Source organism: Streptomyces sp. NPDC041124, assembly GCF_055592385.1.
Map to the genome: position 1 here is coordinate 637,855 of NZ_JBVIYR010000004.1, position 22,779 is coordinate 660,633.

Annotated in this window: 20 protein-coding genes and 1 pseudogene; 7 read left to right on the plus strand and 14 right to left on the minus strand. The window is 72.1% G+C overall.

Annotation, left to right across the window (positions count from 1 at the left end; genetic code table 11):
* Window positions 1-233: 233 nt before the first annotated feature.
* The 4 genes from ACZ6A9_RS14450 to ACZ6A9_RS14465 form a co-directional block, all read right to left on the minus strand.
* Window positions 234-1,121, minus strand: coding sequence for a FadR/GntR family transcriptional regulator (locus ACZ6A9_RS14450; RefSeq protein ID WP_468984400.1), 888 nt, complete (start codon window positions 1,119-1,121; stop codon window positions 234-236).
* A 163-nt stretch (window positions 1,122-1,284) separates the two neighbouring features.
* Window positions 1,285-3,183, minus strand: a complete 1,899-nt coding sequence (locus ACZ6A9_RS14455; RefSeq protein WP_468984403.1) for an ABC transporter ATP-binding protein — start codon at window positions 3,181-3,183, stop codon at window positions 1,285-1,287.
* A 142-nt stretch (window positions 3,184-3,325) separates the two neighbouring features.
* Window positions 3,326-4,084 (minus strand): NUDIX hydrolase, encoded by a 759-nt coding sequence (locus ACZ6A9_RS14460; protein ID WP_468984406.1) that lies wholly within the window; start codon window positions 4,082-4,084, stop codon window positions 3,326-3,328.
* 606 nt (window positions 4,085-4,690) lie between these two features.
* Window positions 4,691-6,322, minus strand: coding sequence for a DUF4192 domain-containing protein (locus ACZ6A9_RS14465; protein WP_468984408.1), 1,632 nt, complete (start codon window positions 6,320-6,322; stop codon window positions 4,691-4,693).
* A gap of 199 nt (window positions 6,323-6,521) precedes the next feature.
* On the opposite strand from ACZ6A9_RS14465, the gene ACZ6A9_RS14470 reads away from it, so the two are divergent.
* On the plus strand, window positions 6,522-8,687 hold the full coding sequence (locus ACZ6A9_RS14470) for a RecQ family ATP-dependent DNA helicase (RefSeq protein ID WP_468984411.1): 2,166 nt from the start codon (window positions 6,522-6,524) through the stop codon (window positions 8,685-8,687).
* 212 nt (window positions 8,688-8,899) lie between these two features.
* A complete protein-coding gene (locus ACZ6A9_RS14475; RefSeq protein ID WP_468984413.1) occupies window positions 8,900-9,514 on the plus strand; it encodes a hypothetical protein in 615 nt (204 codons plus the stop codon).
* Between the two features lie 204 nt (window positions 9,515-9,718).
* Here the strand turns inward: ACZ6A9_RS14475 and ACZ6A9_RS14480 are convergent, their stop codons facing one another.
* The 3 genes from ACZ6A9_RS14480 to ACZ6A9_RS14490 form a co-directional block, all read right to left on the minus strand.
* The gene (locus ACZ6A9_RS14480) at window positions 9,719-10,351 is read right to left on the minus strand and encodes a hypothetical protein (protein ID WP_468984416.1); all 633 of its coding nucleotides are present in this window, start codon (window positions 10,349-10,351) and stop codon (window positions 9,719-9,721) included.
* 68 nt (window positions 10,352-10,419) lie between these two features.
* The gene (locus ACZ6A9_RS14485) at window positions 10,420-11,121 is read right to left on the minus strand and encodes a ribonuclease HII (protein WP_468984417.1); all 702 of its coding nucleotides are present in this window, start codon (window positions 11,119-11,121) and stop codon (window positions 10,420-10,422) included.
* 82 nt (window positions 11,122-11,203) lie between these two features.
* Window positions 11,204-11,827 carry a TetR/AcrR family transcriptional regulator gene (locus ACZ6A9_RS14490; RefSeq protein ID WP_468984420.1) on the minus strand — a complete coding sequence of 208 codons (624 nt, stop codon included), beginning with the start codon at window positions 11,825-11,827 and terminating at the stop codon, window positions 11,204-11,206.
* A gap of 184 nt (window positions 11,828-12,011) precedes the next feature.
* Between ACZ6A9_RS14490 and ACZ6A9_RS14495 the strand changes: the two genes are divergently transcribed.
* Window positions 12,012-13,559, plus strand: a complete 1,548-nt coding sequence (locus ACZ6A9_RS14495; RefSeq protein WP_468984423.1) for an MFS transporter — start codon at window positions 12,012-12,014, stop codon at window positions 13,557-13,559.
* A 296-nt stretch (window positions 13,560-13,855) separates the two neighbouring features.
* On the opposite strand, the gene ACZ6A9_RS14500 is transcribed toward ACZ6A9_RS14495, so the two are convergent.
* From ACZ6A9_RS14500 to ACZ6A9_RS14510, 3 genes are all read right to left on the minus strand, one after another.
* Window positions 13,856-14,764 (minus strand): ADP-ribosylglycohydrolase family protein, encoded by a 909-nt coding sequence (locus tag ACZ6A9_RS14500; RefSeq protein WP_468984425.1) that lies wholly within the window; start codon window positions 14,762-14,764, stop codon window positions 13,856-13,858.
* A gap of 30 nt (window positions 14,765-14,794) precedes the next feature.
* Window positions 14,795-15,454 (minus strand): histidine phosphatase family protein, encoded by a 660-nt coding sequence (locus ACZ6A9_RS14505; protein WP_468984427.1) that lies wholly within the window; start codon window positions 15,452-15,454, stop codon window positions 14,795-14,797.
* Window positions 15,455-15,610: 156 nt separating this feature from the next.
* Entirely contained in the window at window positions 15,611-16,216 is a 606-nt protein-coding gene (locus tag ACZ6A9_RS14510) for a YdbC family protein (protein ID WP_468984430.1), read from the minus strand.
* 157 nt (window positions 16,217-16,373) lie between these two features.
* Between ACZ6A9_RS14510 and ACZ6A9_RS14515 the strand changes: the two genes are divergently transcribed.
* Window positions 16,374-16,907, plus strand: coding sequence for a TerD family protein (locus ACZ6A9_RS14515; RefSeq protein ID WP_468984432.1), 534 nt, complete (start codon window positions 16,374-16,376; stop codon window positions 16,905-16,907).
* A 257-nt stretch (window positions 16,908-17,164) separates the two neighbouring features.
* Here ACZ6A9_RS14515 and rox read toward each other — a convergent pair whose 3' ends face one another.
* The 4 genes and pseudogenes from rox to ACZ6A9_RS14535 form a co-directional block, all read right to left on the minus strand.
* Complete coding sequence (gene rox / locus ACZ6A9_RS14520; protein WP_468984435.1) at window positions 17,165-18,592, minus strand: rifampin monooxygenase; 1,428 nt, start codon at window positions 18,590-18,592, stop codon at window positions 17,165-17,167.
* Between the two features lie 325 nt (window positions 18,593-18,917).
* Window positions 18,918-19,100 (minus strand): annotated as a pseudogene (locus ACZ6A9_RS14525) (NAD(P)-binding protein); the annotation flags it as partial.
* Between the two features lie 13 nt (window positions 19,101-19,113).
* The gene (arsB, locus tag ACZ6A9_RS14530) at window positions 19,114-20,232 is read right to left on the minus strand and encodes an ACR3 family arsenite efflux transporter (RefSeq protein WP_468984437.1); all 1,119 of its coding nucleotides are present in this window, start codon (window positions 20,230-20,232) and stop codon (window positions 19,114-19,116) included.
* On the minus strand, window positions 20,229-20,537 hold the full coding sequence (locus ACZ6A9_RS14535; protein WP_468984439.1) for an ArsR/SmtB family transcription factor: 309 nt from the start codon (window positions 20,535-20,537) through the stop codon (window positions 20,229-20,231). The genes arsB and ACZ6A9_RS14535 overlap by 4 nt, the downstream gene beginning before the upstream one ends.
* Window positions 20,538-20,611: 74 nt before the next feature.
* On the opposite strand from ACZ6A9_RS14535, the gene ACZ6A9_RS14540 reads away from it, so the two are divergent.
* From ACZ6A9_RS14540 to trxB, 3 genes are read left to right on the plus strand one after another with little or no spacing between them, the layout of a single operon-like run.
* Entirely contained in the window at window positions 20,612-21,244 is a 633-nt protein-coding gene (locus ACZ6A9_RS14540) for an arsenate-mycothiol transferase ArsC (RefSeq protein ID WP_468984442.1), read from the plus strand.
* A gap of 29 nt (window positions 21,245-21,273) precedes the next feature.
* Window positions 21,274-21,693: an arsenate reductase ArsC gene (locus tag ACZ6A9_RS14545; protein ID WP_468984444.1), complete on the plus strand. Its 420-nt coding sequence runs from the start codon at window positions 21,274-21,276 to the stop codon at window positions 21,691-21,693.
* A gap of 5 nt (window positions 21,694-21,698) precedes the next feature.
* Window positions 21,699-22,682 (plus strand): thioredoxin-disulfide reductase, encoded by a 984-nt coding sequence (gene trxB, locus ACZ6A9_RS14550; protein WP_468984615.1) that lies wholly within the window; start codon window positions 21,699-21,701, stop codon window positions 22,680-22,682.
* The last annotated feature ends 97 nt before the right edge of the window (window positions 22,683-22,779 follow it).

Sequence of the window (22,779 nt, forward strand, 5' to 3'; positions counted from 1 at the left end):
CGCGTGGCCCGAGTCACACCCCGTACGCAAGCAAAAACGAGCACACAAGGACAAACGCGATCACCCGGGGACGAGGGGGGCGTCTCTCCGGGGTCCGCCGCCCGTCCTTCTCGCCGTCGGACCCTGTGGGATCGGTCGACGATCCCACAGGGTCCGACGGGGACGGCTCACCGGTGGGCACTTGCCACAGGAGAGGGATGGCATGCCGCACCGCGCCGTCCGCGGAACCGCGGTCAGTGCTCGCGCGGAGCGGGCACCACGCGTTCCACATCGGGGTGGACGGTGAGGAGCTGCCGCATGGCCGCCTCGGCCGCGGTGCCATCGCCGCCGGCGAGGGCGTCCAGGATCCGGGCGTGGTGCGCCAGCGACGCCTCGTTCGGCCGCTCACAGCCCGTGACCGGGCTGCCCGAGACCTGGAGTGCGGCGGAGACAATCCCGGAGAGGTGCTCCAGCATCCGGTTGCCCGCGACCTGGATGAGCAGGGAGTGGAACTCCGCGTCGGCACGGGCGAACGTCAGCCCGTCCCCCTGCCCCAGCGCGTGCCCCATGATCTCCAGCATGTCGGACAGGCGCTGCTGGACGTCCTCCCGCCCGTGGCCGGCCGCCAGGCGCGCGGCGAGCGGCTCGATCGTCCAGCGCATCTCGCTGAGCTCACGGCGCTGGTCGTCCCGCTGGGGCCCGAAGGCCCTCCATTCGATGATGTCCGGGTCGAGGAGGTTCCAGTCGCTGACGGGGCGCACGCGCGTGCCGACGTTCGGCCGGGCGCTGACCAGGCCCTTGGCCTCCAGGACACGGAGCGACTCGCGGACGACGGTGCGGGAGACCTCGAAGCGCTGGCCGATCTCCTCCGGAACCAGCGGGCGGTCGGCGCCGAGGTCCCCGGACACGATCATCTGTCCCAGTTGCTGGACGAGTTGGCCGTGCAGCCCCCGCCCGCGGCTGCTCGCGGCCCGGCGGCTCACACGGCCGAGCTCCGGGTCCGCGCCGTCCCAGACGGGGGCACCGACGCGGTCGGCGGCGGGCGCCTCGCCATACGGGTAGCGGTCGAGTTCGCCCGGGGTCGCGAGGCCGGAGTCGGCGGAGCGGGCGGCGGTCATCATGGTGTGCGCAAGGGTACTCACGCATCATTTGTCGGCGCCGCTTCCAACTCCCTTGAGGTCTTTGGTGAAAAGCACACGAAAGGGTGATCGCTCACCCCGTCGCACTTGACGCCTTATCGGAAGGAAATGGGCGCCTTGCGGGGAGTTGTGCGCAGAGACGGCCCGATGTGTTCGCGGACGGTCGTCATCGGACCCTGCTCCGCAGGTTGGTGAACAGATACGCGCAGAGCAGCACCGCCAGGGACAACGTCAGCGCGCCGCCCACGGGTTGGACGATCAGCCGCAGCACCGCGTCGAGGTGCTGCCGGCCGCCGAACGGCCACCGCAGCAGCCCTTCGCTCAGCCGCTCGGAGAACGGGGCGGGGGTGCGCGCCGACGGCCGGTCCAGCAGCCTGTGCACGAGGGGCACGACGAGGAGGGGCACGGCGACGACCGTGGCGACCCCGGCGGAGGTGGAGCGGAAGACGCCGGCGGCCAGCACGCCGGCCCAGGCGCACCCCGTCACCAGTGCGAGCCAACCCGCGCTCAGCGGCAGCCAGTCGGCAGGCACCTCCACGAGTTCCGGCCCGTAGACGAGGTAGAGGACCTCGGCGTCGCAGCCGACGGTCAGGACGGCCAGCACCAGCGCGGTGGCCGAGGCGACGAGGAGTTTCGCCGTCAGCAGCCCCAGCCTGCGGGGCACGGTGCCGCGGTCCGCCGCCAGCGCGGGGTGGCGGAACTCGTCACCGAAGGCCAGCGCGCCGAGCAGTCCGGCACCGAGGGCCGCGGGCGGCAGGGGCGACTCCGCAGGCCAGGCCGCCAGCAGGCGCGGCCGCGGGGTGTGCCCGACGCGTGCGAGCAGCACGGCGGTGAGGGCGGACACGACGATCACGCCGGCCGCGACGAGGAATCCCGTGCCGACACCGGTGGCGCGGCGGATCTCGTAGCGGAGGGGGCGCAGCGGACGAGGCGCGGGACGGACCGTGATGGGCGGTGGCAGACCGTCCCCGGCCGGCAGCGCCCGGTCGCCGCCGGGCGTGCGGCCGGCCCGCCGCCATCCGCGTCGGCGTTCCGTGCGGGCGCCCTCGGCGCCGTCCCCCTCCGGGGGGTTGCGGTCCCCCGGCCCGGGGGTGAGGGACGCGACGGCGGCCGGTTCGGCGGGTGCCGGCCGCCGGTCGTCCGCCGCGCTCTCCGCACCGCTCCCCGGCCGTTCGGCCATCCCCGCGCCGGGGCCCATGTCGCCTACCTCGTCCGCCAGTTGGTGCACGACGATGCCGTTGCGGAACGCCGTCTCACCGACGTCGGCGCAGGTACTCCCGTAGACGCACAGGCGGTTGCCGCCCTCCCGCACGACCTCGACGGACTTCTGTGCGGAACGGGCCTCCTGCGCGAGCAGCACGGACAGCCGCGCGGCGTGCGGGCTGCGGACGGCGACGCGGGGGCGCAGCCGGGTGCGTGCGAACTCCCGGACGTCCTGGTCGGCGACGACCTTCCCGCCCTCCAGGGTGACCACGTGGTCCGCGAACCGTGCGGCCGCCTTCGCGTCCGTCGTCGTGCACAGCACGGTGCCCCCGTGGTCCGCGTGCGCCCGGAGCGCACCGTGCAGCCAGCGCCCCTCCCCGGCGGACAGCCCTCGCACCGGATCGTCCAGCACGAGGGTGTGCGGGTCCGGCAGCAGCGCGCAGGCGAGCCCCAGGCGGCGGTCCATGCCGCGGGAGAGGGTGCCGAGGCGTTCGTCGCGCAGACTCACCAGCCCCACGGCTTCGAGCACTTCGTCGGCGCGGCGTACCGGCACGCCGAAAGCGGCGCAGAGCATGCGCAGGTGCCCGCGTACGGTGCGCGCGGGGTGCCCCGGTACGTCGCCCAGCAGTACGCCGACCTCGTGCGCGGGATGGGGGATGCGGTGCAGGGGGCGGCCTCTGAAGTAGGTGACGCCACGGCCGCGTTGAAGTTCGAGCATGAGCCCCAGCACCGACGTCTTGCCGGCTCCCGGTGCTCCGAGCAGTGCGGTGACGCGACCCGCGTGCGCCTCGAAGGAGACGTCGTCCACGGCGGGCGGAAGCTCTTTGCGGGGGCTGCTGGTCAGTCCGATGGCCTGGATCACTCAATGCAAGATAGCGTGCCATATCGGGTTTTTCGGGCATCGCGCGGCTCACCGCGGAGGAGGAGTACGCGCTCCCCTGCCCGTTGGCCGAGCGGCCGGTCGCCGCTGGGCAGCAGCGGGCGGTGGGCGGGCACCTCCGCGTTCAGACCTCGGGGCGCAGCATCGGGGGGTTGAGCAGGGTGGCTCCGCCGGCCCGGAAGAGCTGGGCGGGGCGGCCGCCCTGCCGGGTGGTGGTGCCGCCGGTGGGGACCAGGAAGCCTGGTGTGCCCGTCACCTTGCGGTGGAAGTTGCGCGGGTCGAGCGCCACGCCCCACACCGCCTCGTAGACCCGGCGCAGCTCGCCGACGGTGAACTCGGGCGGACAGAAGGCCGTCGCCAGCGACGAGTACTCGATCTTGGATCGGGCGCGCTCCACCCCGTCCGACAGGATATGGGCGTGGTCGAACGCGAGCGGCGCCACCGGCTCGCCGTCCCTGCCGTAGTCACCCTGCCGCAACAGCTCCTCCACGGGCGCCCAGCGCGCGTTGCTGGCGTCACCGCCGGCCCGGGGCGCGGGCAGGTCGGGAGCCAGGGCCAGGTGTGCCACGCTCACGACGCGCATCCGGGGGTCGCGCTCGGGATCGCCGTAGGTGGCGAGCTGTTCCAGATGGGCGCCGTTGTCCTGGGCGGGGACGGCCGGGTCGTGCACGGTCAGTCCGGTTTCCTCCGCCAGCTCGCGGGCAGCCGCCTGCGCCAGGTCCTCGTCGGCCCGCACGAAACCGCCGGGGAGGGCCCAGCGTCCCTGGAACGGCGGCTCGCCCCTGCGTACCGCGAGCGCGCACAGGGAGTGCCGTCGCACGGTCAGCACGACCAGGTCCACGGTGACGGCGAAGGGCGGAAAGGCTGACGGGTCGTAGGGCATGCCGCGATCATAGTCGTCTGCCTGACGATAAACACTCCCTTCGCCGGTCGTATCGATGGCTGATCCACTTCGGTTCCGTACGGCTCGCGCCCCCGGCCGGGCAGCCCGCCGCTCCCCCGCGTACTGACGCCGTGCCTCCGCGCGACCGCAGGTCACACACCCGCTCCGGTGCTTCGGCCGCTTCGCCGACCATGGCGGGGCTCCCTCCTGGGCACGGATCCCGCCGGCTCGGGGCGAGCGCCGCCGACCGTGCCGGGCACCCCGCCTGCGCGCCGGCGTCCACGGCTGCGGACCCGGCGTCCACGGCTTGCGGACCGCTCCGGTCCCGTGCCGGGCAGGCGTGGGCGTCACGGCGGAAGCGCCGCCCGCCGGCCACGGGCGGGCCACCCCGCGCGGAGACGGGCACGGATGCCCCCGCGAACCGGGCACGGTCGGCTGCCGCGGTCGGCCCGGTTTGGTCCGGCCCGGTACCGGGAGCGGTGGGCGCCCGGCACACTCCGCTCCTCCTCGCCCCGCCCGCCCGGCGCGCTTCGCCTCCACTCCGTCATCACCGCCAAGGCCCGCCTGCCGCCTGCCGCCACCTCACGGCTCACGGCTCACGGGAGCTCACTCCTTCCCGTCAACGGCCTGACGGCCGGTCCTCGCCTCGCCGGACCGCATCCCTCCCGTGTTCTCGCAGCCGCGGCGGGCGCCTGTGCCGGGGTGCCTGCTCCCCGCCGACGCCCGCGGGCGCGGCAGCCGACCGCTCGGCCGGCTGCCCTCCGCAGGCGGCCGCCGGAATGAACCGCCACCGGTTGTGGACCCTCGTGCGCGGTGGCGGCGGGACGGCGGAGGCGTGCCGGGGGCGGGGGCCGGGGGCCCGGACGTCAGGCGTTCGTGATCGTCCCCCGGGTCCGGGCTCTTCGGCCCGGCCGGTTCCCCGGGCACCCGCTGCCCGCGGTCCTCGCGTTCGGTGCGCAGGCAGCGGCGGACCGACTCCGGGTCGAGTCCCTCGTTGCACGCCTGGTGCAGCAGACGGGCGAAGAGGTAGTCGGGGTCGGCGCCCAGGGCCATGGCGAGCGCTTCCCGCGCCTCCAGCTCGTCACCGGCGGACCAGGCGACCCACCCCGCGAGTGTGAGGGGAGCCGCGGCGTGCTCGCCGTACGGTCCGACACAGCGGCGGGCCAGGGCACGCCACAGGCGGAGGGCGGGGCCCGCCTCGGCGCCCTCCATCCACTCGGCCGCGCGGTCGCGGGTCGTGCGGTCCTGCAGGCCGAGGATCAGTGCGGCCGCCTCATCGTGCCCGAGCAGGTCGTCGTCGCGCAGGTCCGCCGCGAGAACGCCGGATGCGGGTGGGACGTCGGCGAGGCGGGCCATGATCCGCTCGGCCAGGCCCAGTGTCTCCCCGGCGACCTCGCTGCGGCCCTCCTCGTCGAGGATCCGGGGGACCAGCGCCATTCCGGCGGCGTCCAGCGCCCTCTCCTGTTCGAGCGCGGCGGCGTTCTCCCAGGGGAGGAACCTGGCGCGCAGTTCGCGCAGCGAACCGCGGACCTGGACCCCGGCATAGGCCGCGGCGGCCGCCAGCACCGAGGTGCCGGGCAACCCCATCGGCGTCCCCTCGGCCGGGCAGCAGCCCTCGTCGTCGCAGCAGTACGACCAGAAGCGGCCGTCCGAGACGCACAGGGCCTCCACCACCGGGATGTCCAGGGCGCCGCACTCCAGGCGGAGGGTGTGGGCCAGCGGGCCGAGGCGTTCCTTGACCTGCCGGCCGGATTCGCCCGGCCCGGGCTCCTGGCAGAGGAAGACGACCATCTGTTCCGGCCGGGTGCCTCGCCGCTCACTGCCCGCCACCAGGCCGTGGGCCAGCTGGCGTGCCGCGGAGGGCCAGTCGTCCGCGCTGCCGGGGATGCCGAGCCGGGCACGGCCGCCGAACCGGCCGCGGCCGCCCCTGTCGTGCAGGGCGACCAGCACGACGCTGTCCTCGGGGCGGTAGCCGAGGAGATAGGGCAGGGCGTCGGCGAGTTCGGCGGGCGTGCGCAGGGTGACCTGCTGTTCGCCGCCGGGGCTGTCGTAGGAAGTGCGGGTGAGGTCGTCCGGGAACGGCGCGCGCTCCTGCCCGCCGCGGTCCGCCCGGGCACCGGTCGATCCGCTGGGGTCCGCGGACCGCTCGTCCTGTGGAAGGCCGGCGTGTCCGTGGCCGCCGCGCTCCGGGATGTCACTGTCTTCGGGGGATCCGGTCGCCCCGCCGTGGTTCGTCATGCCCCGACGATCTCGCAGATCTTCGCATTCCGGTTTTCCCTGTGGATAAGTGGCATCAGGGTCATGTCAGGTAGCCCCCGCACACCACACATGCCATGCAAGCCGTGCAGGCCACTCATTTCCGCCGGAGCGCGGCCCGGCCTTCCGTACCCACCGCGCGACGGTCCGGATGTCGGTGCCGTCCTGTTGTATGGACCCCATGGAGCACACGAACAACGCGGATCTCCGGGCGGACGCCGACGCGGTCCTCGCCCGTCTCGTCGGGGACGCCTCGGGCGGGGCCCGGCTGCGCGAGGACCAGTGGCGGGCCATCGAGGCGCTGGTCGCCGACAAGCGCCGGGCCCTGGTCGTGCAGCGCACGGGCTGGGGCAAGTCCGCCGTCTACTTCGTGGCCACGTCACTCTTGCGGGCGCGCGGCAGCGGCCCCACCGTGATCGTCTCCCCGCTCCTGGCGCTCATGCGCAACCAGGTGGAGGCCGCGGCCCGCGCCGGCATCCACGCCCGGACCATCAACTCCTCGAACAGCGAGGAATGGGACGCCGTCCAGGACGAGATCGCCGCGGGTGACGTCGATGTCCTGCTGGTGAGTCCGGAGCGGCTGAACAACCCGGACTTCCGTGACCAGGTCCTGCCCAGGCTCTCCGCGGCGACCGGGCTCCTCGTGGTCGACGAGGCGCACTGCATCTCCGACTGGGGACACGACTTCCGCCCGGACTACCGCCGGCTGCGCACCATGCTCGCCGACCTCCCCGACGGCGTGCCCGTGCTGGCCACCACCGCCACCGCCAACGCGCGCGTCACCGCCGACGTCGCGGAGCAGCTCGGTACGGGCGGCTCGTCGGACGCGCTGGTGCTGCGCGGCCCGCTGGACCGGGAGAGTCTGAGTCTGGGCGTGCTGCCCCTGCCGGACGCCGCGCACCGGATGGCCTGGCTCGCCGACCACCTGGACGAACTCCCGGGCTCGGGGATCATCTACACGCTCACCGTGGCCGCCGCCGAGGAGGTGACCGCCTTCCTGCGGCAGCGCGGTCACACCGTCGCCTCGTACACCGGCCGCACGGAGAACGCCGACCGGCAGCAGGCCGAGGAGGACCTGCTGGCCAACAAGGTGAAGGCGCTGGTCGCCACCTCGGCGCTCGGCATGGGCTTCGACAAGCCCGACCTGGGCTTCGTGGTCCACCTCGGTTCGCCCTCCTCCCCCATCTCCTACTACCAGCAGGTGGGCCGGGCCGGCCGCGGTGTGCGGCATGCGGAGGTGCTCCTCCTCCCCGGCAAGGAGGACGAGGCGATCTGGGAGTACTTCGCGTCGCTCGCCTTCCCCTCGGAGGACCTGGTGCGCCGCACCCTGGACGTCCTCGCGGCAGCGGACCGGCCCGTCTCCCTGCCCGCCCTCGAGCCGCTGGTCGAACTGCGCCGCTCCCGGCTGGAGACCATGCTCAAGGTGCTCGACGTGGACGGGGCGGTGAAGCGCGTCAAGGGCGGCTGGATCGCCACCGGACAGCCCTGGTCCTACGACGCCGAGCGGTATGCGTGGGTGGCCCGCCAGCGCAAGGCCGAGCAGCAGGCGATGCGCGCGTACGCGACGACCACGGACTGCCGGATGGAGTTCCTGCAGCGTCAACTGGACGACGAGGGCGCCAAGCCCTGCGGCCGCTGCGACAACTGCGCGGGCGCCCGTTACACCGCCGACGCCTCCGCGGCCGCGCTCGAGGCGGCCCGCGTGGACCTGGGCCGGGCGGGCGTCGAGGTGGAGCCCCGGCGGATGTGGCCCACCGGACTCCCCGCGATCGGCATGGACCTCAAGGGCCGCATCCCGGCCGGGGAACAGGCCTCGCAGGGCAGGGCGCTGGGCCGGCTGTCCGACATCGGCTGGGGCAACCGGCTGCGGCCGATGTTCGCCCCCCATGCGCCGGACGGGCCGGTACCGGACGATGTCGCCCAGGCCGTGGTGGGTGTGCTGGCCGACTGGGCCAAGGGGCCCGGTGGATGGGCGGCGGGAGCGGTGGACGCCCGGCCCCGGCCGGTGGGGGTGGTGACCCTCGCCTCGCGCAGCAGGCCGCGGCTGATCCACTCCCTGGGAGCGCGCATCGCGGAGATCGGCCGACTGCCGCTGCTGGGGTCGGTGGCGTACACGGGCGAGGCGCGCCCCGCCTCGCGGAGCAACAGCGCCCAGCGTCTCAAGGTTCTCGACGGCGCGCTCACCGTGCCTGACGACCTCGCGGACGCGCTCGCGCGGGCCGAGGGACCGGTCCTCCTGGTCGACGACTACACGGAGACGGGCTGGACCCTCGCGGTCGCGGCGCGGCTGCTGCGGCGTGCCGGTGCACAGGGCGTATTGCCGCTGGTGCTGGCCGTACAGGGCTGACGGTTCGGCGCACCTCGCGGGTGGGGATATTAGCCGTGGAACACCTGATACCGGTCCGCCGCCCCAATTGCTCGTTGCCGCATCCCAGTTAGGGGGGAAGAATTGAAGTCCGCACCCGCACGGCTCGCCCGCCGATCAGGTAGGGCTCCGTTGCGTGCGCGCTCCCCGAATCCGTCACCGCCCGCTGTCCGGGCGTAGCCGAAGGGAGGACCGTGACCTTCGGATTCGCTCCGTCCTCGGCGGCATCGCTGTCGACGTCCGCCGCTTCCGCCACCCGTGTGCTCGAGCCTGCGGAGTGGGCCGCCGCGGGAATCCCGCTGCTGCGCAGCCCGCGCGAGGTCGTCAGTGGCCTGCACGCCCGGCATCGTCCCGGTCCGGCGACCGCGGTCGTCGCCGTGCTGGACCCGGACGAACGCGTGCGGGCGAGCGCCTCGTTCACCCGCCGCACCGCCTCCGCGGACGGCTGGATGTTCCGCAACGTGCTGCTGGCCCAGTTGCGCCGGGTCATCCCGCACGATCTGCGGCGCCGTACCCCGGTGCGCACCGCCGTGCTGCTCTACTGCCGCGAGGGCGACGCCCGTTGGACCGAGGAGGACGGCGCGTGGATGTGGGGGCTGCGGGACGCCTGCACCCTGCACGGGCTGCGCTGCGGGGCGTACATCACGCTGACCCGTGACGGCTGGCAGGTGCTCGGCGAAGGGCGTGGCGGCCGCCATCCCAGCGCCGGCTCGGCACCGGAGCCGTTCGCCATGTCGGAGGCGCCGCCCCGGATACCGCGCACCGGCGGCGCCGCCTCTGAGGTGTTGCGCCGCGCTGCGGCCCGCTGACGTCCGGCGGACGCCGTCCGGTTGCCAGGACCCCGCGCGAGCGCGCGGGCCTGGCGTCGGGGCGGCACGTCCCGCGCAACGGGCGGGCGCGAAGGCAGCGGTGGTCCCCGCACCGGCCCCGGGCATGCCGGGGCGTCGGCCGTGCGAACGCCGCCTCCGCGGCGTTCGCGGCACCATCCTCAGGACGACCGCGGTGGCGCCGGGTCAGGCAGCCGTTCCCAGCATCGAGTTGATCCGCTGCGGGTCTCCGCAGACGATCAGCAGGGCGCCGGCGTGGGTGTGCGCCACCGACAGGGCGGAGACGGCCGCGGACTCCGGACCGCCGTTGACGGCTACCACGACGACCGGTCGCGCTCCGGCACGGCCCGCGACCTGGGCGTCGGTGTAGAAGACGTCGTCACCGGAGTCGTGCTGGGCCCAGTAGGACGCCTCACCGAAGGACAGTTCGTGGGTGGCCCACGGGTGCGGCTCACCGGTGGTGATCACCAGTACGTCGCCGGGGGCTCGCCCCGAGTCCAGCAACAGGTCCACGGCTTCCTCGGCGGCGTCGAGCGCGCCCTCGGCGGAGGCCGGGATCAGCTGGATCCGCGGGGTGGTCGTGGTGGGTGCGGGTTGGGCCGCGGGTGTCGGCTCGGCAGTGGGTGCCGGCTTGGCGGCGGGCGCAGGCCTGGCGGCAGGAGCCGCGTCGCGCGGCGCACGCTGCGCCGGCGGCGCGGGCCGTGGCGGGCCGGGACGCGATGCCGTGGGGCGGGGACCGGGTACGGGGCGGGGGGTCGGCGCGGTGCGGGGACCCTGGGCACTCTCGTGAATCTGAGGCTCCTCGGGAATGAGAGGCATGAGCTGATTTTTATCAAACGTTGGCACGACACGCGCCGCCGGGTGGGCACATGAGTACGTGTGGCCGGTCAGAAGTCGAAGCCGAGCTGACCCTCGATCTCCGGAACGCGCCCGTCCGCCCAGCTGCGGATCTTCTTGAGGTGCCGCCACTGGGGCAGCGCATCAAGATACGCCCACGACAACCGGTGGTACGGAGTGGGCCCCCGGACCTCCAGTGCGGCCTTGTGCACGGGTGACGGATACCCGGCGTTGTCCGCGAAACCGAAGTCTGCATGGTCGACGCCCAGTTCGGCCATCATTTTGTCGCGCTGAACCTTGGCGATCACGGAGGCCGCCGCGACCGCCACGCACGACTGGTCACCCTTGATGACCGTACGGACCTGCCAGGGCGAGCCGAGGTAGTCGTGCTTGCCGTCGAGGATCACCGCGTCGGGCCGGACCGGCAGGGCCTCCAGCGCGCGGACCGCGGCCAGGCGGAGTGCGGCGGTCATCCCCAGCTGGTCGATCTCCTCGGGGGACGCGTGTCCCAGAGCGTACGACGTCACCCAGGTCCGCAGCGTCTCCGCGAGTTCGGTACGCCGCTTGACGGTGAGCAGCTTGGAGTCGGTGAGCCCCTGCGGGGGCCGGCGGAGTCCGGTGACCGCCGCGCAGACGGTGACGGGACCGGCCCAGGCACCGCGCCCCACCTCGTCGACACCTGCAATGATCTTCGCCCCTGTCGTGGCGCGAAGAGAGCGCTCGACGGTGTGAGTAGGTGGTTCGTACGGCATGGCGCCCTTAGCGTACGCCGCCCGCGACGGGGCGCGACACCCCGGCCCCCGGTGGGGAGCGGGGTGCGTGCGGCCCGAGGGATCAGGTGCCGGTGCGCCGCAGCAGCGGCACCATCAACTGGTCGATCATCTCCTCCAGATCGACGTCGGCCAGTTCGCTGCCGCACATCTTCGACCGGTACATCATCATCGCCGGGATCGCGTCGAAGACGTAACCGTTGGCCGCGTCCGGACGCACCTCTCCGCGCCCGATACCGCGCTCGATCACCTCGCGCAGCATTCTGATGGTCGGTTCCACGACCCCTTCGAAGATGACGGCGTGGAAGCGCTCCGCCTGGGTGCTGTCGCATTCGTAAATGACCGAGCGCACGGCGAATCCGGAAGGGGAGAACATCGCGTCGCGCGCCCGCCGGCACAGGTCGAGCAGGTCCTCGCGCACGCTCCCGAGGTCCGGTACGGCGTCGAACTGCGGCAGTCCCGCCCGCAGGGCGTCGGCGACCAGGTCCTCCTTGGACGGCCAGCGCCGGTAGACGGCGGCCTTTCCGGTCTGGGCGGCGGCGGCGACGCCTTCCATCGTCAGGCCGTTCCAGCCGACCGTGCTGAGCTGCTCCAGGGCGGCATCGAGGATCGCGCGTTCCAGCACGGCGCCTCGGCGGCGGGAAGCGGCCGTCTGAGCATGGGACGCCGCCCAGCTCGAAGTAACCATCTGACTCTCCAACGAGCAGCGGAAACGGGCATTCGGGGATGAAGTGCACGTCGCGCGGCGACTGAGGGGGACACGCCGCGCGACAACTCCTTGAGTGAACGCTTGCGTTCACTGTCAAGGGCTCCTACCGTTGAGCGCAACAGTGAACGCGAGCGTTCACTGACACCTTCGTGGGGGACCCATAGTGACAACCTCTCCTTTGCTCCAGGACCAGAAGCCGGGTGCGGCCCGCCGGGGCGGGCGCCCCGGCATCGCGCTCGCCGTCATCGCGGCCTGCCAGCTCATGGTGGTACTCGACGCGACGATTGTGAACATCGCGCTGCCGCACATCCAGAACGCCCTCCAGTTCAGCACCACCGACCTCACCTGGGTGGTCAGCGCCTACACGCTGACCTTCGGCGGCCTGCTTCTGCTCGGCGGCCGCGCGGGCGACATCCTCGGGCGCCGACGTGTCTTCATGAGCGGCATCCTGCTGTTCACCCTCGCCTCGCTGCTCGGCGGATTCGCCCAGGAGCCGTGGCAGCTGCTGGCGGCGCGTGTACTCCAGGGTGTGGGCGGTGCGATCGCGTCGCCCACGTCGCTGGCGCTCATCACCACCACGTTCCCGGAAGGACCCGAGCGCAATCGGGCCTTCGGTGTCTTCGCCGCGGTCTCCGCGGGCGGAGGCGCCATCGGACTGCTCGCGGGCGGCATGCTCACCGAATGGCTCGACTGGCGGTGGGTGCTCTTCGTCAATGTGCCGATCGGTCTGGTGATCGTCGTCCTCACACCGATGTACATCAACGAGTCCGAGCGGCACACCGGCCGCTTCGACATCGCGGGAGCGGTGACCTCGACCACCGGTATGGCCTCCCTCGTCTACGGCTTCATCCGCGCGGCGGAGGAAGGCTGGCGGGACGGCCTGACCATCGGCTCCTTCACGGCCGCCGCGGTCCTGCTGGTGGCCTTCGCGCTCATCGAGTCCCGGGCCAAGGAGCCGATCACCCCCCTGCGGATGTTCACCGACCGCAACCGCGCGGGCACCTACGTGATCATGCTCAGCCTGGCCGCGGCGATGTTCGGCATGTTCTTCTACATCGTCCTCTTCGTGCAGAACGTGCTCGGATACACGCCGATCGAGGCGGGGCTCGCCTTCCTGCCGGTGACGGTCGTGATCGCGCTCGGGGCGGGGCTGTCGCAGCGCTTCCTTCCCGTGTTCGGCCCCAAGCCGTTCATGCTCGCCGGTTCGGCGCTCGCCGCGACCGGACTGGCCTGGCAGACGCTCATCAGCTCCGACAGTTCCTACGTCACCGGCATCCTGGGCCCGATGCTCGTCTTCGGCTTCGGCATGGGCCTGAACTTCGTGACGCTGACGCTCACCGCCGTCTCCGGGGTGGCCCCGCACGAGGCCGGCGCGGCGTCCGGCCTCCTGAACGCCACCCAGCAGGTGGGCGGGTCGGTGGGCCTGGCCCTGCTGACGACGGTGTTCGGCACGGCGAGCCGGGACGAGGCGGAGCAGCAGGTCCCCGCCTTCCTCGCCGAGGGAACGGCCGAGCAGAAGGCGGAGTTCGCGCAGACGCAGCAGCTGCCCGCGCCCTGGGGACACGAGGCGCTCGCGCAGGGCATCTCCACGGCCTTCGTCCCCGCTGCCGCGATGGCCGTACTCGCCCTGGCCACCGCGTGGTTCGTCATCCGGGTCCGCAAGAGCGACCTGGAGGCGCTGTCCGGCACGGCCGGGCCCGGAATGGGCTGAGCGGCGGATCGCGCGGGCCCGGGCCGGCGGTTCTCCGACCGACGTCACAGAGGTCGGCCGGAGAACGCCGGGCCGGCCCGCGGCACGCCGCGCCACGGCACCCGGAGCGCGCCCAAGGGCGAACGGGCCCTTCAAGGCCACGGCGACCGCCCCTCTCCCCGACCGACGACACCCCGCACGACACAGCCCGTGGGTGCCGGGCCTGATGCTCACACAGCGCTTGTCCGGACAACGCACGGCCGGTGACGGAGAGTTCCCGGCGCGCACGGAGGGTTCCGGCGGATCGCCCGCCGGGCTCAGAGCTGGGTCCGCGTCCACTCCGGAAGCGGCTCGACCCGGCTCGCCCACTCGGCGGGCGGGGCCCCCGCCTTCCCGGCGGCGACCACCCCTCCGACGATCGCGCAGGTCGTGTCGACGTCCCCGCCCACCTGCGCGGTCGTCCAGAAGGCCCGCTGGTAGTCACCCAGGGACCGGGCCGCCGACCAGAGCGCGAAGGGCACGGTGTCGTGGGCCGTCGTACGCCGTCCGCAGCCCAGTACGGCCGCGACGGTCGCGGCGTCGCCGTAGTCGAGCATGTCCCGGGCCCGGCGCAGGCCCGCGCCGACGGCACTCCTCGCCGGCACCAGCCCGATCACCCCGTCGAGGAGGGCGTCCGGGCCGGGCGGCCCGCCCGGCGCGGCGGCGAGCGCGGCGGCCGCGGCGACGGCCATGGCACCGACCACGGCCTCGCGATGCTGGTGGGTGGGATAGGCGGAGATCTCGGCCTGGTGGGTGGCCTGCTCCGGGTCGTCCGCGTACCAGGCGCCCAGCGGGGCGATCCGCATCGCGGCGCCGTTGCCCCAGGACCCCTGCCCGTTGAAGAGGGCGGCGGACAGCTCGCGCCAGTCCCCGCCCTCGCGGACCAGGCGCAGCAGCCGGTTGACCGCCGGACCGTAGCCCCGGTCGAAGTCGTGGTGGTCGGCGAAGGAGCGCGCGAGGGCGTCCTGGTCGATCCGGTGGTGCGCGGCCAGGACGGCGACGACGGAGCACGCCATCTCCGTGTCGTCGGTCCACTGCCACGGCCCCGGGGGCAGTTCCCGGCGCTTGAGCAGCGGGTAGTTCACCGGCACGAAGAACTGGGAGCCGAGGGCGTCCCCCACGGACAGTCCGCGCAGGCTGGCCAGGGCGCGCTCCAGGCGCCCGGCGGGAGAGGAATCAGCGGTCATCGCCCTGCCACTCTATACGTGACCCCCTGTCTATCCCGTGATCCCGTACGGTTCCGGTTCGCGCCAGCGTTCGAAGGGCCGGTCGAGGGTGTACTTGCCGTTCTCCCCCAGAACGAGCACCCGCATCTCGGCGTTCCCCGGGTTCGACAGCGACTCGAACTCCGCCACGGTCCAGTGGAACCACCGCATGCAGAACAGCCGCATGGCCAGTCCGTGGGTGACGATCAGGACGTTCGGCGGATGGTCGGGAGCCTCGAAGCTGCGGAAGAGGCTCTCCAGGAAGCCGCCGACCCGGTCGTAGACGTCGGCTCCGGACTCGCCCTGGGCGAAGCGGTAGTAGAAGTGCCCGTACGCGTCCCGGTACGCCTTCTGCAGACGTACGTCCTCACGGTCCTGCCAGTTGCCCCAGTCCTGCTCGCGCAGCCGCGGCTCCTCGCGCACACGTATCAGCGCCGGGTCGAACCCGAAGGCGCTCAGCGTCTGGTGCGTCCGCCGGTACGGGGAGACATAGACGCTGACGCGCTCCTGGCCGAACAGGGCACGGAGCCGCTCCCCCGTCTTCTCCGCCTGCCGCCGGCCCCGCTCGGTCAGGGCCAGGGCGTGGTCGGGTTCGCGTTCGTAGACGGAGTCATCGACATTGCCCGTCGACTCGCCGTGCCGGACAAGGACGATGCGCCGTGGACGTGCCATGCCAAGACCCTAGATCGGGTGACGTCCCGAAGGGCACTCGTGCGGTCCCCTTACGGTGTACGTCACACATGATCCGCGTCGCGCGCACCCTCGGCCGGCGCGCGCGGGCCCGGGAAGCGGCCCGTCCATTGCGCGCCGGAACCCGTGTTCCGGGGCTCAGACCGTCCAGGCCGCTTCCATGTCGACGATGTCTCCCGCCAGGGCCGCGACATCGGCCTCCGTCTGTGCCCGCAGGGCGAGTCGCTCCACCCGCTCGGTGCGGTACTTGCCGTGCTCGGCGGCCGAACGCCACATCGACAGCACCAGGAACTCGTGCCCGGGCGCCTCGCCGAACAGTCCCCGGACCATGCCGGGCGAGCCGGCCATCGCCGGGTTCCAGACCTTCTCCTGCATCAGGACGAAGTGTTCAGCCCGCTCCTCGTGGACCCGGCACAGGGCCACCCTGAGCAGGTCGGCGTCGGTGAAGCGCGGTTCGAACCCGGTCTTCACGTCGAAACGGTGGTCGAAGAGTCTGATCCGGGCGTCCTTGAAGGTGCCCGACTGGGTGGCGGCGAGCCGGTCGTGGGAGCGTGCCATGAAGGAGTCGTAGAAGGCGCGGCTCTCCCAGAAGGAGAAGACGTGCGCCACGTCCGGCCGTCCCCGGCTCCAGCCCCCGCCCTGCCCCCGAAACCCCGGCTCCCCCAGAAGCCCCGCCCACTTCCGCTGCCCCCGCTCGAACCCGCGGCGGTCCACCACGGTGCAGCGAATCCACTTGACCAGCACCGCGCCATCGTAAGGCCCCGGGGCGTGGCGTCGGTCACCCTCGGCCGGACTGCTTCGCGGCATCCGCCGCCGCGCACATGGCAGGATGGACAACCTGCCACGAACGTCCGGCAGTTGGGGTGAGCCGGGCAGGACGGTCACGGGAAGGGGAAGACTGGTGAACGGCCTCAGCAAGGGCTTCGGGAAGGTCGAGATCGCACTGCGGTGGGACCCGAGTCCATCGGGCGAACCCTCCACCGACCTGGACCTCGTCGCCGCGCCCTATCCGGCGGGCGACCCACACGGTGATCCCGCCTATGTGGTGCACTTCGACAGCCGCTCCCCCGACGGCACCATCATTCTGAACCGGGACAGCAAGGACGGCCGGGGCTTCGGCTACGACGAGGTCATGACGCTGGAGCTGGACCGGCTCGACGAGCGGTACGCGCGCGTGGTGGTCGGTGTGGTCATACAGCAGCACCGGACGCGGCGGACGTTCTCCGGTGTGGCCGGCCCGGGGCTGCGCATCCGTGAGGGATACACCGTCCTCGCCGAGGACGACTTCGGCGGAGTCCCGGGGGCCACGGCGGCCACGGTCGCGGAGTTCGTCCGCGAGGGGAAGGGCCCCTGGGAGTTCCGCTTCGGTGTCCAGGGCTTCGAGGGCGACCCGGCGGGCTTCACCCGCGCGATGGGAGCCGCACGCCGGGCCTGACGCGCGGAACCCGGGGCCGTCCCGGCGAGCCCGGACCGGCACGGCGAACCCGGACGGGCACTGGGAACCCGGACCGGCACGGCGGAACGCCGAGGGCGGTGGGACCGGAAGTCCGGCACCACCGCCCTCGGCGCGGGCGCGTACGCCGGGGTGTGGTGGTCCCGGCTCACGGCCCGATGTCGCGGAAGGCGCGGATCTGCATGCGTACCCGCTCCGTCCGGGCAGGCCCGGTGGGCTTTCGTGCACCACATGCGCGCTCAGCTGACCGCAGTGCCGAACCACTGGGGAAGCCGGTCGAGCAGGTCCTGCTGATCGTCACCGACCCACGCCACGTGGCCGTCCGGCCGCAGCAACACCGCGGGCGCGTCCAGTTCCTCGCTGATGTCGGCGACGTGGTCGACTCGATCCGCCCAGCCTGCCACCGAGAGGCGGCCGGTCTGGTCGAGCAGCAGCCCGCGGCCGCCGTGCATCAGCTCGTAGAGGCGACCCCGCTTCAGCCCCACGTCCCGCATCCGTCGGCCGAGCAGTTCGTGCCCCTCGCCGAAGTCGTAGCGGACGCCGATCGCGGTGATCTTCTCCATCAGGTACCGGTTCACCTCCTCGAAGTCCATCAGTTCCGACACCAGCCGGCGCACTGCTTGGGGACCCGGCCCGACGGACATCAGCTCCATCTGCGCGCGGGTGTTGTCCAGCACATCGGCGGCCACCGGGTGCCGTTCGGTGTGGTAGCTGTCCAGCAGTCCCTCCGGTGCCCAGCCGTTGATTTCGGCGGCCAGCTTCCAGCCGAGGTTGAACGCGTCCTGGATGCCGAGGTTGAGCCCCTGCCCGCCGGCCGGCGGGTGGATGTGCGCCGCGTCGCCGGCCAGCAGCACCCGGCCGGTCCGGTAGCGCTCGGCCAGCCGGGTGGCGTCGCCGAAGCGCGAGAGCCATCGCGGTGAGTGCACGCCGAAGTCGGTGCCCGCGAGCTTCCGCACCTGCCGCTTCAGCTCGTCCAGGGTCGGCGGGACCGTGCGGTCCTCGGCCACCCCTTCGGCTGGCGTGACGATGCGGTACACCCCGTCCCCGAGGGGCATGACGCCGAACTGCTTGTGGGTCCTGCGGACTTCGGCCATCACGGCGTTCAGCGTGTCCGGCGGCGCGGTCACCTCCACCTCGCTCAGCAGCGTCTCGACCCTGGAGGGCTCGCCGGGGAAGCCGACGCCGAGCAGCTTGCGCACCGTGCTGCGGCCGCCGTCACACCCGACGAGGTAGCGCGAGCGCAGCCGCGTGCCGTCGGCAAGTTCGGCGGTCACCCCGTGTTCGTCCTGGCTCAGCCCGACGAGTTCGCGGCCGCGCCGGATCTCGACGCCGAGTTCGGTGGCACGCTCGGCAAGCAGGCGATCGGTAGTGGTCTGCGGGATGCCGAGGGTGTACGGATGCGCGGTGTCCAGCTGGTCCGGCGCGGGCTTGATGATGGCGGCGAAGAAACCACCGACCGGATACTGTCTGCCGAGCGCGAGGAACCGCTCCAGCAGACCGCGCTGGTCCATCACCTCGACGCTGCGCGCGTGCAGCCCGAGCGAGCGGATGATCCTGGTCGGCTCCGCGTCCCTCTCCAGCACGAGCACGTGCACGCCGTGCAGCCGCAACTCGCTGGCCAGCATCAAGCCGGTCGGTCCGCCGCCAGTAACGATCACATCAATCATGAACCCCCCATTCCACGAGATTGCGTTTCGGCCAGCTGCTCTACGCAGTCCGGCGGTGCGCCCACCCGGGCCTCCGCGCCTCGTGCCGCAACCAACCGCGAGTGCCACCGGCGGTTTCACGTCCCGCAGAATCCCCAGTGGATAAAGGCGCAAGCTCTTCGCGAATACCTGTTTTCCCCAAGTTCTGGCCTCGGTCGAAGAATTCTGCGCCACGACCCGGGCCTTGCCGCAAGGCCCCCCGTGCGCTATAAGTTGAGAGTGGCAAGGAGTGGGTAACCTCCTTGCCTTTACTTTTCCGTCCGTTGTGGACGGAGAAGCTTCCCGCCGGGTGCGCGCTGCCGTCCGGTGAAGGTGCTGCGGCCGGGGAGAACAGGTGCAGGGAGTCCCGCATGTGCTGCCAGGCCCCGCCCGGAGCCGGATCGGCGTCCAGGATCACGAAGTCGAGGCCCTGACGGCGCAGGTGGTGGCCGGCGGCGAGCCCCGCTCGGCCGCCGCCGGCCACCACCACATCTACGTGCTGCTCACGGGGCCGTCGTCACGGTGTCTGCGGCGAACTTCTTGCGCCAGGCAAGCGCGACGTACACCAGGCCGATGAGGACCGGTACTTCGATGAGCGGTCCGACGACACCGGACAGGGCCTGGCCGGAGGTGACGCCGAAGGTGGCGATGGCGACCGCGATGGCCAGCTCGAAGTTGTTGCCCGCAGCCGTGAACGCGAGCGTCGTGGTGCGGTCGTAGGCGAGGCCGAGGCCCCTGCCGAGGAGGAACGTGCCGAAGAACATGACCGCGAAGTACACCAGCAGGGGCAGCGCGATCCGTACGACGTCCAGTGGCTGCGAGGTGATCGTCTTCCCCTGGAGGGCGAAGAGGATGACGATCGTGAACAGCAGCCCGTACAGCGCCCACGGGCCGATCTTCGGCAGGAACTTCGCCTCGTAGGCGGTACGGCCCATCTTCTGTTCGCCGATGCGGCGGGTGAGGAATCCGGCCAGCAGCGGGATGCCGAGGAAGATGATGACGTTCAGGGCGATGTGCCAGACGGACACGTCCAGGCCCTGGCCGTCGCCGAGGTTCATCCAGCGCGGCAGCAGGTCGAGGTAGAACCATCCGAGCAGGCCGAACGCGACGACCTGGAACACCGAGTTCAGCGCGACCAGCACGGCCGCGGCCTCGCGGTCGCCGCAGGCGAGGTCGTTCCAGATGATGACCATGGCGATGCAGCGGGCCAGACCGACGATGATCAGGCCGGTGCGGTACTCGGGCAGGTCCGGCAGGAAGATCCACGCCAGCGCGAACATGACGGCCGGGCCGACGATCCAGTTGATGACCAGCGAGGAGATGAGCAGCTTGCGGTCGCTGGTCACGCGGTCGAGCCGGTCGTAGCGGACCTTGGCGAGCACCGGGTACATCATGACCAGCAGACCGAGCGCGATCGGCAGGGAGATCCCCCCGATCTCGATCTTCGCCAGGGCATCGTTCATACCGGGGATCAGTCGGCCCAGGCCAAGACCGACGGCCATAGCCAGCAGGATCCACACCGCGAGGTAGCGGTCGAGGGTGGAGAGCTTCTTGACGATCGAGTCGTCCCCGGCCGGGCCGGCGCCTTCAGCGGAGGCGGTGGTGGGCTCGGTGGAGGTCACGGGCAGGCCCTCTTGTTCCCGGAAGCGGTACGGGCGGAGGCGGCGAGCGCGGCGAACTGCTCGGACAGCCCGGCCAGGACGTCGGGCTTGAGCTTGAAGTAGGTGAACCGGCCGCAGGGCTCGGTCTCCACCAGGCCGGCCTCGCGCAGCACCTTCATGTGGTTGGACAGGTTGGTCTGCTTGGCTCCGGTCTCCTCGACCAGGTGCGTCATGCAGAGCGTCTCGCGCGCCAGCAGAGTCACGATTCTCAGGCGGAGCGGATCGCCCAACACCCGGATCACATCAGGATCGACTGAAGTCAGCATGCCCTGATACTGTCACATCACCACGTGCTGATACCAGCGCGGGCTGACTTATTGGGCGCGTCGAAGGAGCTCCCGTGTCCGCCTCCTCCCCACCCCTCCTGCCCGACCAGCGCCTGGCCGCCGGAGTCACCCGTCTCGCCACCCGGCACGCCGGCCGCTTCTCCGCCGAGACCGTCCAGTCGCTGCTCACCGACTCCTACCGCCTGCTGGCCGCCACCGCGCAGGTGCACACGCACCTGGTCGTGCTGGCCGAACGCTTCACCACGGAACGCCTTGACGCCCTTGCCCACGTCCAGGACGGCCCTGGCAGCGGGCTGCCGCGTGTGCTGTTCGTGTGCAGCCACAACGCGGGCCGCTCCCAGCTCGCCGCCGCCCTCCTCACACAGCGCGCCGCCGGCCGGGTCACCGTGTCCTCGGCCGGCACGTACCCCGCGGCCGAGGTGGAGCCGTTCATCGCGCAGGTCCTCACCGAGGCCGGCGTCGACGCCGCCGAGGCGTTCCCCAAGCCGCTGACCGACGAGGTCGTCCGGGCCGCCGACATCGTCATCACCATGGGCTGCGGCGACGCCTGCCCGATCGTGCCCGGCCGCCGCTACCTGGACTGGCCCGTCGCCGACCCCGACGGCGCCCCGCTCACCGCCGTGCGTGACATCCGGGACGCGATCGACGCCCACATCACTGACCTTCTGTCCTCCCTGCCCACCTGAACCGCCCGTCGATTCCGAAGGAAGAACCCATGTCCACCGCCCCGCTCGCCTCCGTGCTCTTCGTCTGCGTCCACAACGCCGGCCGCTCTCAGATCGCCGCCGGATTCCTCAACCACCTCGCGGGCGACCGGATCGAGGTCCGCTCCGCCGGCTCCGTCCCGGGCGACCAGGTCAACCCCGCCGCCGTCGAGGCGATGCACGAAGTCGGCGTGGACATCACCGACGCCAAGCCGAAGATCCTCACCACCGAGGCCGTCCAGGCGTCCGACTACGTCATCACCATGGGCTGCGGCGACGCCTGCCCGATCTTCCCCGGCAAGAAGTACCTCGACTGGGCGCTGGAGGACCCGGCGGGCAAGGGCGTCGACGCCGTCCGCCCGATCCGCGATGAGATCAGGACCCGCATCGAGGCCCTGATCGCCGAGATCGACGCCGAGCAGGAGGCGTGAGCTCCGTGCCGCAGCCCGGCCAGGTGCGCGAGGTCATCATCATCGGCTCCGGCCCCGCCGGATACACCGCCGCCCTCTACACCGCCCGCGCCCAGCTGAAGCCCCTGCTCTTCGGCAGCTCCATCTTCGTCGGCGGCTCGCTGACCACGACGACCGAGGTCGAGAACTTCCCCGGTTTCCCCGACGGCGTCGACGGCCCGGCCCTGATGGAGAACATGCGGGCCCAGGCCGAGAAGTTCGGTGCCGAGATGATCGACGACGACATCGTGGCCGTCGACCTCACCGGCGACGTCAAGCTCCTCACCGACTCCGCGGGCACGGTGCACCGCGCGAAGACGGTGATCACCGCCACGGGCTCCGGCTACCGCAAGCTCGGCCTGCCGAACGAGGACGAGCTGTCCGGCCGCGGGGTGTCCTGGTGTGCGACCTGCGACGGCTTCTTCTTCCGCGACCGCGACATCGTCGTGGTCGGCGGCGGCGACACCGCCATGGAGGAAGCCACCTTCCTCACCCGCTTCGCCAAGTCCGTGACCGTCGTCCACCGCCGCTCCACCCTGCGCGCTTCGAAGGTCATGCAGGACCGGGCGTTCGCCGACGACAAGATCTCCTTCGCCTTCGACAGCGAGATCGCCGAGATCAAGGAGACGAACGGCATGCTCGGCGGCGTCGTCCTGCGCGACGTCTTCACCGGCGCCACCCGCGACCTCGACGTGACAGGGCTGTTCATCGCCATCGGTCACGACCCCCGCACCGAGCTCTTCACCGGCCAGCTCGACCTCGACGCTGAGGGCTACATCACCGTCGCCGCCCCGACGACGCGCACCAGCCTGCCCGGGGTGTTCGCCGCCGGCGACGTCGTCGACCACACCTACCGCCAGGCAATCACCGCGGCCGGCACCGGCGCGGCCGCGGCCCTGGACGCCGAGCGCTACCTCGCCGCCCGTGGTGCGGCAGAAACCGAGCCGGCGACCGCTGCCGTCCCGGTCTGAGCGGTACTCGTTGGCGGGGCCGTCCGGAAGCTCCGGACGGCCCCGCGGCTGTCTCCCTCGCATCAGCCGTCACCCGGGCCTCTGGGAGATCTTCTCC

Excerpts from the sequence above, each read along its gene's own strand:
- ACZ6A9_RS14500 (WP_468984425.1), bottom strand. The coding sequence starts at position 14,764 with ATGACCGCTGATTCCTCTCCCGCCGGGCGCCTGGAGCGCGCCCTGGCC.
- ACZ6A9_RS14480 (WP_468984416.1), bottom strand. The coding sequence starts at position 10,351 with ATGCCTCTCATTCCCGAGGAGCCTCAGATTCACGAGAGTGCCCAGGGT.
- ACZ6A9_RS14545 (WP_468984444.1), top strand. The coding sequence starts at position 21,274 with ATGTCCACCGCCCCGCTCGCCTCCGTGCTCTTCGTCTGCGTCCACAAC.
- rox (WP_468984435.1), bottom strand. The coding sequence starts at position 18,592 with ATGATTGATGTGATCGTTACTGGCGGCGGACCGACCGGCTTGATGCTG.
- ACZ6A9_RS14470 (WP_468984411.1), top strand. The coding sequence starts at position 6,522 with ATGGAGCACACGAACAACGCGGATCTCCGGGCGGACGCCGACGCGGTC.
- ACZ6A9_RS14505 (WP_468984427.1), bottom strand. The coding sequence starts at position 15,454 with ATGGCACGTCCACGGCGCATCGTCCTTGTCCGGCACGGCGAGTCGACG.
- ACZ6A9_RS14485 (WP_468984417.1), bottom strand. The coding sequence starts at position 11,121 with ATGCCGTACGAACCACCTACTCACACCGTCGAGCGCTCTCTTCGCGCC.
- ACZ6A9_RS14465 (WP_468984408.1), bottom strand. The coding sequence starts at position 6,322 with ATGACGAACCACGGCGGGGCGACCGGATCCCCCGAAGACAGTGACATC.
- ACZ6A9_RS14460 (WP_468984406.1), bottom strand. The coding sequence starts at position 4,084 with ATGCCCTACGACCCGTCAGCCTTTCCGCCCTTCGCCGTCACCGTGGAC.
- ACZ6A9_RS14535 (WP_468984439.1), bottom strand. The coding sequence starts at position 20,537 with ATGCTGACTTCAGTCGATCCTGATGTGATCCGGGTGTTGGGCGATCCG.
- ACZ6A9_RS14490 (WP_468984420.1), bottom strand. The coding sequence starts at position 11,827 with ATGGTTACTTCGAGCTGGGCGGCGTCCCATGCTCAGACGGCCGCTTCC.